At 62.7% G+C, this 13,261-nt stretch carries 12 protein-coding genes; 3 read left to right on the top strand and 9 right to left on the bottom strand.

What is annotated here, in order from left to right; genetic code table 11:
* Positions 1 to 20 precede the first annotated feature (20 nt).
* Genes AC0L26_RS02665 through AC0L26_RS02630 form a run of 8 tightly spaced genes read right to left on the bottom strand, consistent with a single transcriptional unit; the run spans position 21 to position 9,498 of the window.
* Positions 21 to 2,237, bottom strand: coding sequence for a Tm-1-like ATP-binding domain-containing protein (locus tag AC0L26_RS02665; RefSeq protein ID WP_473631524.1), 2,217 nt, complete (start codon positions 2,235 to 2,237; stop codon positions 21 to 23).
* A gap of 22 nt (positions 2,238 to 2,259) precedes the next feature.
* Complete coding sequence (locus AC0L26_RS02660; protein ID WP_352936160.1) at positions 2,260 to 3,030, bottom strand: ABC transporter ATP-binding protein; 771 nt, start codon at positions 3,028 to 3,030, stop codon at positions 2,260 to 2,262.
* 42 nt (positions 3,031 to 3,072) lie between these two features.
* A complete protein-coding gene (locus tag AC0L26_RS02655; RefSeq protein ID WP_473631124.1) occupies positions 3,073 to 4,320 on the bottom strand; it encodes an ABC transporter substrate-binding protein in 1,248 nt (415 codons plus the stop codon).
* 52 nt (positions 4,321 to 4,372) lie between these two features.
* On the bottom strand, positions 4,373 to 5,401 hold the full coding sequence (locus AC0L26_RS02650; RefSeq protein ID WP_473631123.1) for a branched-chain amino acid ABC transporter permease: 1,029 nt from the start codon (positions 5,399 to 5,401) through the stop codon (positions 4,373 to 4,375).
* Entirely contained in the window at positions 5,398 to 6,453 is a 1,056-nt protein-coding gene (locus AC0L26_RS02645) for a branched-chain amino acid ABC transporter permease (RefSeq protein WP_473631122.1), read from the bottom strand. The genes AC0L26_RS02650 and AC0L26_RS02645 overlap by 4 nt, the downstream gene beginning before the upstream one ends.
* Positions 6,450 to 7,790 (bottom strand): metal-dependent hydrolase family protein, encoded by a 1,341-nt coding sequence (locus AC0L26_RS02640; RefSeq protein ID WP_473631121.1) that lies wholly within the window; start codon positions 7,788 to 7,790, stop codon positions 6,450 to 6,452. Before AC0L26_RS02640 ends, AC0L26_RS02645 begins: the two co-directional genes overlap by 4 nt.
* A gap of 53 nt (positions 7,791 to 7,843) precedes the next feature.
* A complete protein-coding gene (locus tag AC0L26_RS02635) occupies positions 7,844 to 8,623 on the bottom strand; it encodes an alpha/beta fold hydrolase (RefSeq protein ID WP_473631120.1) in 780 nt (259 codons plus the stop codon).
* On the bottom strand, positions 8,620 to 9,498 hold the full coding sequence (locus AC0L26_RS02630; RefSeq protein ID WP_352936003.1) for a fumarylacetoacetate hydrolase family protein: 879 nt from the start codon (positions 9,496 to 9,498) through the stop codon (positions 8,620 to 8,622). Before AC0L26_RS02630 ends, AC0L26_RS02635 begins: the two co-directional genes overlap by 4 nt.
* Positions 9,499 to 9,703: 205 nt before the next feature.
* Here AC0L26_RS02630 and AC0L26_RS02625 point away from each other — a divergent pair, with 205 nt between their 5' ends.
* From AC0L26_RS02625 to AC0L26_RS02615, 3 genes are all read left to right on the top strand, one after another.
* A complete protein-coding gene (locus AC0L26_RS02625) occupies positions 9,704 to 10,375 on the top strand; it encodes a FadR/GntR family transcriptional regulator (RefSeq protein ID WP_473631119.1) in 672 nt (223 codons plus the stop codon).
* A gap of 213 nt (positions 10,376 to 10,588) precedes the next feature.
* On the top strand, positions 10,589 to 11,512 hold the full coding sequence (gene murQ / locus AC0L26_RS02620) for an N-acetylmuramic acid 6-phosphate etherase (protein ID WP_473631118.1): 924 nt from the start codon (positions 10,589 to 10,591) through the stop codon (positions 11,510 to 11,512).
* Between the two features lie 151 nt (positions 11,513 to 11,663).
* A complete protein-coding gene (locus tag AC0L26_RS02615) occupies positions 11,664 to 12,794 on the top strand; it encodes an anhydro-N-acetylmuramic acid kinase (RefSeq protein ID WP_473631117.1) in 1,131 nt (376 codons plus the stop codon).
* On the opposite strand, the gene AC0L26_RS02610 is transcribed toward AC0L26_RS02615, so the two are convergent.
* Positions 12,795 to 13,220: a GNAT family N-acetyltransferase gene (locus tag AC0L26_RS02610; protein ID WP_473631116.1), complete on the bottom strand. Its 426-nt coding sequence runs from the start codon at positions 13,218 to 13,220 to the stop codon at positions 12,795 to 12,797.
* Between the last annotated feature and the right edge of the window lie 41 nt (positions 13,221 to 13,261).

The raw sequence follows: 13,261 nt of genomic DNA, 5'->3' as shown, positions 1-13,261 counted from the left end.
ATCCGCCAACTCGAAAACCATCACGCCCGCCTCTGCAATTTCGGCGTGATCGCCTGGAACGCGTTGATGGCTGCGTCGACGAAAGACGGGTCGTTGATATTCGACCGGACGCGCTCGACATGGCGCAGCGGCGTCTGGCGGACGGTCTTTTCGATCGCCTCGAACAGCGCATTGTCGGCCTCCGGATCGTGAAACGGCTGGCCTGGGGCGTCGAGCATCGACACGCCGTCCTCCGGCAGCAGGAACCGGACCGGGCCATTCATTGCGTTGAGGCGGGCGCCGATCCATTCGCCGAAGGCACGGTTCTCGTCGCGCGTGGTCCGCATCAGCGTGATGTTCGGATTGTGGATGACGAAGTTACGGCTTCTGAATTTCTCCGGCACCGTGTCGCGCGGGCCGAAATTGACCATGTCCAGCGCCCCGGTCGAGCCGACATAGGGCAAGCCGGTACGGATCGCCGCGCCAAAGCGGTCGTCGGTCGCCGGGAACACGCCGCCGACAATCATGTCCGCGACTTCGGTCGTGGTCAGGTCGAGGAAGGCTGAGAGATGCCGGGAGTCACCGAGATTTTCCATGGCGCGCCCACCAATTCCGGTGGCATGGAAGACAAGACAGTCATAGTCCGCTTCAAGACGCTTGGTCACCGCCTGCACTGCCGGCGTGGTGACGCCGAACATGGTGATGCCGACGGCCGGACGCGCCAGCTTGCGTTTGGCCTCCCACGCCTCGGCATTGGGAAGCTGCGCGACCATACCCGCCATTGCATGCGCGGCGTTGGAAAGCACCTGTTCGGTGATCGAGTTCAACCCCTGAACGTCTGCCACCGAATGGAACATCATGATGTCGGCGCCGCCGACATATTTGGCGACGTCGCCGGCGGCGACCGTCGAGACCATCAGCTTAGGTATACCGACGGGTAGCCTGCGCATGCCAGCCGTGGCCAGCGTAGTGCCGCCGGAACCGCCCGCCGAAATAACCCCGCCGATGCGCGGCTCGCGCTCGATCCAGCGCGCAAAGGCTTCGGCCATGGCGCTCACCGAGCCGCCGCGATCATTGGTGAAAACGGCCGACGACCCCAGCGCATGCATGCCGGCGACCTGCATAGCGGGAACATCGGCGCTCGACGGCTTTCCCGACGTCGACAGGTCGACGGTGCGCACCGGCACACCTAGCGATTTCAGGCGGTCGGCGACGAAGCGCAGTTCCTTGGCCTTGGTGTCGAAAGTGCCGGCGACCAGAACGGTCCTGCCGATACGTTCGGCGAAGGGAATGGCGAAGACCTTTTTCAGCTCGTCCTGCGGCGCTGCCTTCTCGACCGCCGCTTGCCGCATCGCCGTCACCGGCACATTCCAGCGGTTCGGCAGTTCGGTCACCGGGCGGTAGATACCGTCCTGCGGAGCAGCGTCCTGCAAAGCACCACGATCGATGCGATAGACTTCGGCCAGCTGTTGTTGCGCCTGTGCCGCTGCCGCTGGCGTCATAGCGGACTCGTCTGAATGGCGGCCGACACCGAGCAGTCGCTGCTGCAGTTCACGGTCGGCGGCAAGTGCTGCGGCATCCATGACCCGGTTGATGCGCCCGTTGACCATGATGGCGACGCGATCGGACACAGCGGTGGCGACTCCGATATTCTGTTCGATGACGAGGATCGCCATCTCGCCTTCCTCGGCCAGCGTCACCAGCATACGCTCGACTTGCCCGACGATGACAGGTGCGAGGCCCTCGGTCGGCTCGTCCATGACCAGCAGCTTGGGGTCGCTCAGCAGTGCGCGCGAGATCGCCAGCATCTGCTGTTCGCCGCCCGAGAGCTGCGAACCGCCATTGGTCCGGCGTTCGGCGAGGCGCGGAAAAATGTGATAGACGCGCTCGACCGTCCAATTCGCATCACGCCGGTTGCCGGCCGCGAGGCGCAGATGCTCGTCGACCGTCAGGCTTGGCCAGACGCGGCGGCCCTGCGGCACATAGCCAACTCCGAGCCGGTGAATCTCATGCGGTTCGAGTGAGGAAATCTCGCGGCCGTTGACCCGGATCGACCCGGAGCGCGCGCGCTTCAAGCCTGTGATGGTGTTGCAGAGCGTCGTCTTGCCCATGCCGTTGCGGCCGACGACCGACAGCACGCCGCTGTCCAGCGTCAGTGACACGCCCTGCAGCGCATGGCTCTCGCCGTAATAGACTTGCAGATCCTCTATTCTGAGGACCGCCTTCCCAGACGGAGGCGTTGGGCCGGACGGAGACATGGGGCCGGCAGGAACGCGGCGTTCAGCCATGCTTGCCTCCGAGATAGATTTCCTGGACCTCCGGATCGGCTTCGATCTCTTGCGGCGTGCCCTCCTTGAACAAGCGGCCATTGTGCATCATCGAAACATACTCCGAGACACGCAGCGCAACGTCGAGATCGTGTTCGATGATAACATAGCCGATATGCTTCGGCAGCCCATTGAGGATCGCCACCAGATCGCGGCGCTCGGTCGGCGACAGCCCTGCCGCCGGTTCGTCGAAGAGGATGAAACGCGGCGCACCGGCCAGCGCCAATGCGATCTCCAACTGCCGTTGCTGGCCGTGGCTGAGCGTTGCCACCAGCGCGTCGCGCCAAGCTTCCAGATGCACGGCATGCAGGATCGATTCCGCCTGTACCCTGTTGACGTCGGTTGCCTTTGGTCGAAGCAACGAAAACCGTCGGCGCGATACGCCCCGGCATGCCAGGAAAATGGAATCGAGGACCGACAGGCCCTTGAACAGTTGCGAGATCTGATAGGTGCGCCTCAGGCCACGCCGGATGCGTTCATGCGGCGGCAGGTCGGTGATATCTTCGCCGAAGAAGCGGATGCGGCCGGCGGTCGGCAGAAAGTCGCCGGTCACGGCATTGAACAGTGTGGTCTTGCCGGCGCCGTTGGAGCCGAGGACCGCGCGCCGCTCGCCGGCCGCGATCCTCATATTGATGCCCGAGAGCGCCACCAGAGCACCGAAATGACGCGCAACGCCGTCCAGTTCCAGTGCATAGGCACCGGTTCCCTGCAGACGGGCTGCCATGTCGTTCTCGGCCACTGGCGATCGCTCCCGCGTTACGTCCGGTTACGGGCAGTTCGGATTGTCACGGCTGACGGCGCCAAGCGCAGTGAAATCCGCCTCCGATATTCCGAGGGTCTGGTTGACCTGCGGAACAACCTTGATCAGCTTGTTCATGAGATTGCCATCCGAACCTTCGGTGACCTCGGTCAGATAGATGTCGGCAATCGCGTTGCGGTTCTTGTCGAGCGAAACCTTGCCGGTCGGCGTCTCGAACGAAAGCGTCGAAAGCGCATCTCGCAGTTTTGCGCCGCCATCGGACACGTCGCCCCCGACCTTGTCGAGGCCAAGCAGCGCGGCTTTCATGTTGATGTAATAGGCATGGGCGAAGAGCGAGGGCGAGGGGAAGGCGCCGGGCTGTTTCTTGTACTGCTCGACGAATTTCGTCCACGACGGGGAGTCGTTGGTATCGGCAGTCGGTCCGGCGGCCGGCGTGCCGATCAGGACGTCACGCAACTTGCCCTTCGAGGTCAGCACGGTCTGGTCGACGGTGATGGAGCCACCGATCAAGGGTGCCGAGCCGCCGGACTGCTGGTATTGCGTCAGGAAATTCACGGCATCGGCGCCGCCGAGTGCGACATAGATGGCGTCGACATCGTCGGGAATGGCGGCGATGACGGAGGAGTAGTCTTTGTTGCCGATCGGCACCCAGGACTTGGACGGCACCTGGCCGCCGGCCTTGCAGAACTCGGCCATGAAGCCGAAGACCTGCGTGTACGGGAAGGAATAATCCTCGGCGACGGTGGCGACCCGCTTGTAACCCTTGTCGGTGAAGGCATAGGTGCCTAGGCCCGCCATCCACTGGGCGCCGTCCGTTCCGAAGCGGAAGAAGTTGTCCGCCGGATTGCGGAATGTCGTGTCCTGGGCTGCCGAGGCGCCATTGAGGAATGTCACGGTCGGCTGGGTCTTGGCATAGTCCTTGACGGCCAGACCCTCATCGCCCGAAAGCGGACCGACCAGCACCTTGACGCCGTCCTGCTCGACCAGCTTGCGCGCTGCGCGCACGGCGCTGTCCGGAGAGGCGTCGGACGATCCTTTGACGATCTCGACCTTTTTGCCGGCGACCATGCCGTTGACCTCGTCGAGCGCCGTCTTCGCGCCACGCTCTCCATCTTCGCCGAGTACCGTGAATGGGCCCTCGAAGGTGGCGAGCAGGCCGATCTTGATCGTGTCGTCGGCAGCAAGCGAAAGCGACGGAGCGACCAGCCCAGTCGCCAGCGCCAGCGCAAGCAGTGTGCGTCGATGTATCCTCATGTTTTCCTCCCTTTGATTGACGTTTTCGCAGTGGTTCATTCCATCCCGGCGACTAGGGGCCGGGACGCAAGGACTCCTGGGCAAGATGCGGTTTGATCCTCCCCCACAACCCAAGAATTCCGTCTGGCGAGACGAAGACGATCACCAGGAAGACAAGGCCGATCAGCGTGTTGAAACGCTCGGCTCCGACGATGTCGATGGCGAAGGTCTGCATCAGGACTACGACGAGCGCGCCGAAGAAAGGGCCGATCGGATGCCGCAAACCGCCGATGACGGCGATGATCAGCACATCGATCGCGGCGTCCACGCCGATGGTGCCGGGCGAAACGCGGCCGTTGAACCAGACCAGGAGCACACCGGCCAGACCGGCAATGATGCCAGCGAGGAACCAGGCGAAGACTTTGTGCGCGGTGACGTCATAGCCTAGCGCGCGCATCCGCCGCGGGTTGTCGCGGATCGCCTGCAAGGTCAAGCCGAAGGTGGAGCGGGAGCCGTAGAATATGGCCGCATAGGACAGGACCGCAAAACCGAGACAGAGGTAATAGAAGGCTTTCGGATCGCGCCAGTTGATGCCCCAGAACGAGGGAGCGTGGATGCCGGCATATCCGGAATGGCCATTGAAGATCGCGTAGTTCTGCTGGGCGAAATAGTAGGTGGCGGTGGCGATCGCCAGCGTGATCATGATGGTGTAGATGCCTTCGGTGCGCACCGAGATCCAGCCGATCAGCGCCGATGCCACCGCGGCCGCCATTACAGCGAAAGGCGCCGCCAGCCACCACGGCCAGCCGAAGCCGAGCACGTTCGAATTGTTGTTGCCGAGGATGGCGATGGCATAGGCGGCGATGCCGGCGACGGTGATCTGCGCCAAGCTGACCATGCCGCCATAACCCGCCAGCATCATCAGCGACAAAGCGAGCATGCCGAAGATAAGCGAATAGCCGCCGATCTGCGTCAGGAAGAAATCCGATGCCACCAGCGGATAGAGGACCAGGGCGACGGCTAGGATAATGTGGCCCGGGCCGAGTTTTTCCAGCCATGTCTGTTGGGGCGCTCTGGCATCCGCAGCAAGGGTCAGGCTCATCGCGCTTTCCCCATGATGCCTTGCGGCCGGACCGCCAGCGCCACCACCATGATGACGAAGGTGAGCACGATGCCGTAAGTCGGGAAATAGACGAGGCCAATCTGCTCGGCGAGGCCGATCAGCAGTGCGCCAATGGCGGCGCCTGATATCGAGCCCATGCCGCCGACGATGACGACGACAAGCGAAGCAAGCAAATAGCGGATATCTTCACCGGGCGCGACCGAGAGCGCCGAGCCGCCGACGACGCCGGCAAAGCCGGCAAGTCCAGCGCCGACGGCAAAGACGATGGCAAACACTGCATGCACGTTGACGCCGGAGGCCGACAGCATGGCGCGATCATCGACGCCGGCGCGGATCATCATGCCGACACGCGTCTTGTTCAGCATCAGCCAGAGACCGACTCCGATGACGATCGCCGCCGCCAGCACGACAAGGCGGTAGAGCGGATAGGTGAGAAAAACCGATGCGCCGTTCGATCGCACCGCGGTGATCACCGGGAGCGTCAGTGCACCGCCGAGCCATTCCGGCACCGCGATCTGATAGGTGCCGCCGGCCCAGACGGCCAGCATCAGGTCGGCGGCGACGATCGAAATGCCGATGCTGACCAGCGTTTGGCGCAGGTCGTCGCCTTCCAGGCGACGGAAGACAAAAATCTGCATGACGACGCCGACCGCCGCCAAAACGATGAAGCCGGCGGCGACACCCAGCAGCCAGTAGCCGGTGCGGTTCGCCACTTCGTAGCCGATATAGGCGCCGAGCAGATAAAGCGAGCCATGCGCAAGATTGACATTGCGCATCAGCCCGAAGATCAGCGTAAAGCCGCTGGCAACCAGGAAATAGAGGCCGGCCAGTGTGACCCCGTTGAGGATCGCGCTGACGAAAGCCTTCTTCGAGATCAGGATGGCGTTCAGCCAAGCCGGCCAGACGGCGAAGACCAGCCATGCGACGAGCCCGGCGGCAAGGAGCCAGAAAAGGCCCCATGCCTGCCGGCGCGTCATGCCGCCACCCGCCATCGACGAGGAGGACGATGATGGCTGGTCGAGGATGCTCATGCCGTCAGCCGGCGGCGCTGCTCATTCAAGCGCGGTGCCTTGTGGAACTTGCCGTCCTTCATGATGGCGAGGATGCGATTCTTGTCCTGCAGGATGCGCACGTCGGCAATCGGATCGCCGTCTATCAGCAGGAGGTCGGCGAGATAGCCTTCCTTGATCATGCCGAGTTCATCACCCATGCCCATGATCTGCCCGCCGTATTTGGTCCCGGCCTGGATCGCTTCCATCGGCGAGAAGCCGAGCATCTCGACGAAGGTCTGGATGTCCTTGGCGTTGGTGCCTTGCGGTGTCCAGGCAAAACCATAGTCGCCGCCAATGCAGACGCGGATGCCGCGCCGGTGCATCTTCTTCATCGTGTCGACGCACATTTCGAGCTCGCGCTCATATTCGAGCGACAGCGGCGATCCGGGCTTGATGCCCCACTGCTCGGCATGGCGCGCGGTGTTGATCAGCCAGGCAATGCCGGGTGCGACGAAATGCTTGTCCTTCGCCGCCTCGAGCATGTCGAGCGATTCTTCGTCGGCAAACGAGGCGTGGTAGATGTTCTGGATGCCGTGGCGGATGCATTGTTTGACCGAGCCGGACGAACGCGCATGGGCCGACAGCACCTTGTTGCGGCAGCGTGCCTCGGAGGCGGCCATGGCAACCTCTTCCTCCGACATCGGTGTCTCTTCGGCGCCCATGCCGGTGATGCTCTCGCCGGACAGATTGAGCTTGATCGAATCGACGCCGTATTTGATCAGCTGGCGCACCGTGCGGCGGATCTCTTCGGGACCCGAGACGACGATGCCTAGGTTGAGGCCTTCATGCGGGATGTGCGAAGGCGCGGAATCGCCGAGGCCGCCGACGGTGGTGATTTCCGGCCCCGCCGCGAGGTAACGCGGGCCCGGGAAGCGACCCTGGTTGATGAACTTCTTGGCAACGACGTCGAGGCGGGGCTTGGCGGCTGCCGCCCCCCTGCCCGCCGTGAAGCCGGCATCGAGCACCAGCTTGGCCATCTCCATGGTGACCAGCATGTGCTCTTCGACCTCCATCATCTGGATCGGGTCGATGCCCGGTGCGTTGTTCCAGGACAAATGCAGATGCGCGTCGATCATGCCGGGCATAAGCGTCGCGCCCATGCCGTCGATTGTCGTGACACCTGCAGGCGCGCCAGCATAGGACGACGATGCAGAGGAGGAGCCAAAGCGCGACGAGCCCTTGGTGATCTGCTTGATGCGGTTGCCCTGGACCAGCACTTCGCCGGTGTATGGATACTCCCCGGTCGCATCGAGCACACGCACATTGGTAAAGAGCGTGTTGCCCGAACCGTTGCCGTTCCAGCCGTCGTCTGCCATCAGAAAACCTCCCAAACTGTCGAGCGCACTTTTTTACGCCCGAATTCCGATCCTCACCTATCAACGCGTCTCAAAAAATCGGCGAGCTTCTGGCTGCTTTCGCGGGGGCACTCCACCGTCGCCCAATGTCCGCACCGATCGAGAGACGAGAATATGGCCCCCTTGATCCTGTCGGCAAGCGCCTGGCCGACGCTCATCGGGTTGACCGTGTCGGCATCGCCGGTGACCAGCAAGGTCGGCGCCGAAATCCGCCTGGCATCGACGGCCGTCGCCTTGGCCAGGGCTTCGCAGGTGCGGGCGTAGCATTCCGGATCCTGCCTGGTGACGGATTCGCGCACGAAGGCGACGGCTGCGGGCGACGTTTCCCTGGTATGCGCCGATAGCGCATTGGCGACGATCTGGTCGGCAATGTCGGCCATACCGCCCGAACGTGCCAGCCGTGCCCGGTTGCCAAGGCCTTGCCGCGTCGCCTCGACCGGCTCGGCCAATGCACCGAACAGCGCCAGCGAACTCACCAGCGCCGGCTGCGTTACCGCAATCTGCTGACACACGATCGTGCTCATGGAATGGCCGACGAAATGGGCTCGCGTCACGCCCATGCCTGCCATGGCGCGAATGACGGCTTCGCTCATGATCTCGATCGTCAGCGGCTCAAGCGGCCTTGCCGAGCGCCCGGAACCCGGCAGATCGAGCCGGATGACACGGTAGGCCGAGAGCGTCTCCATCTGCGGTTGGAACATGTTCGATGTCCCGCCGAGGCCGTGGATCATGACGACCGGGTGACCCTCGCCGGTGACTTCAGCAACAATCTGGCCGACGGTGACAGTCGTCATTGGACCCGCTCCACGATCCGGTTCTCCAGCGTGCCGATGCCGTCGATCTCGACCCGGACAAGATCGCCGGCCTTGAGATATTTCGGCGGATCGAAGCCGATGCCGACGCCAACCGGCGTGCCGGTGGCGATGATGTCGCCCGGCTTCAGGGTGATGCCTTGCGACAGCGTCGAGATGATCGTCGGAATATCGAAGATGAGCAGCGATATTTTGGAGTTCTGGCGAAGATCATCGTTAACGAAACAGCGCACCGAAGCGTTTTCCAGATCGAACTCGTCCTTGGTGATCGCCCACGGCCCCATCGGGCAAAAGGTATCCTGCGACTTGCCGATCAGCCACTGGCTGTATTTGCCTTGCAGATCGCGCGCGGTGACGTCGTTGACGATCGTGTAGCCCCAGACGTGATCGTAAGCGTCCGCCTTCGAAATGCCGCGCCCGCCTTTGCCGATGATGACGGCCAGTTCCGCCTCATAGTCGATCGCCGTCGACACGGAAGGGTCGATCAGCACGCTCGAATGCGTTGCCACGACCGATTCCGGGACTTTCGAGAAAATGATCGGGTGCTGTGGAATGGCGCCTGAACCGGCGCTCGAATCGAAGCCGCTGCGCGCGAATTCGTGCGCATGTTCGTAATAGTTCTTGCCAACGCAGAAAATATTGCGGGCAGGAAGCGGGATTGGCGCCTCGAGTTCGACCTGCGCGAGCGGCAGCGGCGAAAGCGTCCGCGGCATCCCGGCCCCGTTCCGCCGCAATAGCGCCAGCACTCCCAATTGTGCCTGCTCGACGGGGATATCGAAAGGGGCGACCGACTGACTGTCGAGGTCGACAATTCCGACGCGACGCTCACCTGCGATCGAAAATGTCGCGACCCTCATCCCGTCTCTCCCTGAACCTTTTATGAGCCAATATCCGCTCTTTCACTACACGCTATCGCTGATTGGTTTAGGCTGCAAGAGGAGTTTGGTGGATAATCCGACAAGAACCGCCAGTATAAGCCCTCTAACACGTTCAGGCGCTAGACCAACGGTGCAGACGCTGATATTATTGGCTCAATATTGGATCAGATAAGAACATTTCCGGATGCCCAAGCTCGTTGCCAACGACATCGCCACAATGCTCAAGAAGCGGATTTCATCCGGGGAATGGCTTGAAGACGGCAGGATGCCACCCGAGCGCGATTTGGCGGTCGAGTTCGGCGTCGCTCGCAATACGGTACGGCGCGCCGTCGGTTTCCTGGAGGACGACGGAACGGTTGTCCGGCATGTGGGAAGAGGCACCTTCCTGACCGCAACCAATCCGGGCTCCATCGCAGCGACAGTCGCGCGGATGGAGGGCACCAGCCCTGCCGACATGATGGAGATCAGGCAGTTGCTGGAACCGGCTGCGGCGGCCTTCGCCGCGACCAACGCCAGCATGGCGGAGCTGAACGCGGTTCGTGAAGCGCACCAGACTGCATGCGAGGCCGAGGACATGCCGAACTTCGAGCATTGGGACGCCGAATTCCATCACCGCGTTTTTGCATGCTGCCGCAATGATTTCCTGAAAGAGATCCATAATCTCATGCGCACGATCCGCAACCAGTCGCCCTGGTTCGAAATGAAGAAACGTTCGTTTTCGGAAGAGCGCCGGCAAACCTATTGCAACGAGCATCAGGCCATATTGGACGCATTGCTGCACCGTGACCCGGAAGGCGCCAACCAAGCGATGCTTGCCCATCTCAAGACAGTCGAACGCAACCTTCTGGGCCGGTAGTTCCGAAAGCGCACCCTCTGCGCGAGTCCAGCTTCTTGAGCCGCGGCCGAGGCTGAGCGGCCAACACCGATGCCCGGCCAGCTAAATGCAACGGCGCGGTCCGCCATTTGAAACCGGAATGGCCGAGACGAAATCGAGCCAGCTGGCACTGGTTGGCACTCGGCGCGGCATCACATTACTTAGGGCCGACGGCAAGAACTTGAAAGCAGGCGGATGGGCCAACAAGAATTGATGTCGAAGCTGGGGCGATTGGTTTCCGAGGAGCGGAACCCAAAGACGATGGATATCGACCTATTGCCGACCATCGAGGTTCTGCACAGGATCAATGACGAGGACAGCGGCGTTCCGGTCGCCGTCGAGAAGGTCATCCCGGAAATTGCTGCGGCGGTAGACCGGATCGTTACTGCGTTTCAAAAAGGTGCGCGGCTTGTCTATATGGGCGCCGGCACGAGCGGCCGACTGGGACTCCTCGACGCCTCGGAGTGTCCGCCGACATTTGGCGTGCGCGAGGATATGGTTCTCGGCCTGATCGCTGGTGGCTCCAAGGCGCTGGCGCGGGCCGCGGAAGGCGCCGAGGACGATCCGAAACAAGGCATGAGAGCATTGCAGGAGATCAAGCTGACCGCCGACGATGTCGTGGTCGGTATCGCTGCCAGCGGGCGCACACCTTATGTGATCGGCGGCTTGACCTATGCAAGGCAAGTGGGGGCGACAACTGTGGCGCTCTCCTGCAATCCCGGATCGACCATCGCCGGCATTGCCGACATCGCCATCTCTCCGCTTGTCGGCCCTGAGGTTCTCGCCGGCTCGACCCGGCTGAAGTCGGGGACGGCCCAAAAACTGGTTCTCAACATGCTGACGACCGCCAGCATGATCCGCATTGGCAAGAGCTACCAAAACCTGATGGTAGATCTCAACCCCAGCAACAAAAAGCTCCTCGCCAGAGCGGCCCGGATCGTGATGCAGACGACTGGTTGCGGGGCACGCCAAGCACGACAGGCGCTCGACCAGACCGGCAATGACGTGAAGCTGGCGATACTGGTGATGATGACCGGCATGAGCGTCGAAGAAGCGCGCAAGGCGCTTGGCAATGCCGGAGGTTTTCTGCGAAAGGCAGTCGGCGAAAAGGCGTTGTGAAGCCGTGCGGATACCGGGCTGTGGATCGACTTCGACAAGGCAGGCATGGACCTTGCCCACCAGCCGGATCCATCCGACACATCATTTCAACAACGGAATCGCAGCTCTTCGCCAATCGGTCGGCGACCTCGTCATCGGAGCCTAACAAATCATGATTGCGAAAACTGGGGAACCAATCTGGGCCGTCGGCCTGATGACCGGCACCGTGCTGGACGGTAATATCGATGTTGCGCTGATCAAGACCGACGGCGAGCGGATCGAGGATTTCGGCACCTACACGCTCGCACCCTACCCCAGATCGATCCGGACCCTGCTGGAGGAGACGCTGGATCAAGCCAGGGCATGGAATTTCACCGGACCGGAGCCGGCGATCTTTCGCGAAGCCGAAGAAGCCCTGACGCGCGCCCAGTCCGCAGCGGTCAAGAACCTGGTCGAAAGCTACGGGCTGACGATGGCCGATATCGGGGTCGTCGGCTTCCATGGCCAGACCGTGCTGCATCGCGCCCCGCAGGTCGGCCGGCTCGGCCAGACCCGCCAGCTCGGCGATGGCGAATTGATGCATGCCATTCTGGGTACCAAAGTGGCCTATGATTTCCGCTCGGCCGACATGCGCGCCGGTGGGCAAGGCGCGCCGCTGTCCGCCGCCTATCACGCCGCGCTGCTACGCGATGCCGGTAGCAGCGGCGACACGGCCGTGCTCAATCTCGGCGGCGTTGCCAACATCACCTGGTGGGACGGCAAGGCCAATGTCGTCGCCTTCGACACCGGGCCGGCAAACGCGCCGCTGAACGATTTCATCAAGTCGAAAGGGCTCGGCGAAATGGACCGCGACGGCGCGCTCGCGCGGACCGGCACCGTCGACGAAGCCCGGCTGGCCAAGCTCCTGCAGCATCCCTATCTGGCCAAACCCTATCCAAAGTCGCTGGACCGGTTCGATTTCGGCGCGGCCATGGCGGATGGAATGAACGCTGAGGATGGCGCAGCGCTGCTGACGGCCTTCACCACCGCTGCCGTCGGCAAGGCGCTCGACCTCCTGCCGCATCGGCCGAAGCGGCTGGTGGTCAGCGGTGGCGGCCGCCACAACCCGACGATCATGGCCATGCTTGCCAGCCGCGCCGGCGTCGAAGCGGTGCCGGCTGAGGCGTTCGGCTGGAAAGGCGACGCGGTGGAGGCGGAGTGCTTTGCCTTCCTTGCGGTCCGCGTGCTCAGGGGCCTGCCGATCAGCTTCCCGACCACCACCGGTGTGCCACAGCCGATGCGCGGCGGACGCCTCGCCGGCTAATCAAGCCAACAATTTCTTCTGCAGGAAGACGCGGTCGCGGCCGACGGGAAAATCGGGAAGCACGCCGAAAGGCCGATATCCGTGGCGCTCATAGGCCTTAACCGCCTTGGGATTGAACGTGTCGATCAGGGCGCCATGACAGCCGCGCGCGACGGCTTCCTGTTCGGCTGCGTCCAGCATCCTGCCGGCCACGCGCTGGCCGCGCAATCGCTCATCGACCCACAACCATTGCACATAGAGCCAGCCCCAGGCGGTGTATCCCGAGATGCCGGCGACAACCGCACCGCGCTCGTCGCGCACGAACACGGCGAGCGCCTCTCTGTTGGCCGCGCCGACATCGCTGTCGTTGAACGCGCTGAGCCGTTCGCCAAGAAAAGCGAGCTCTTTCGGCGAAGGGTCGGCGGTGGTTTCAAGCGTCGTGTTCATCGCATGTCCAGACGGGTTCACAGCCGGATATCGGTATACAG

Source organism: Mesorhizobium sp. WSM4823 (assembly GCF_055811195.1).
The sequence above is the reverse complement of the archived record's forward strand: the minus strand, read 5'-3'. Positions and strand labels throughout refer to the sequence as shown.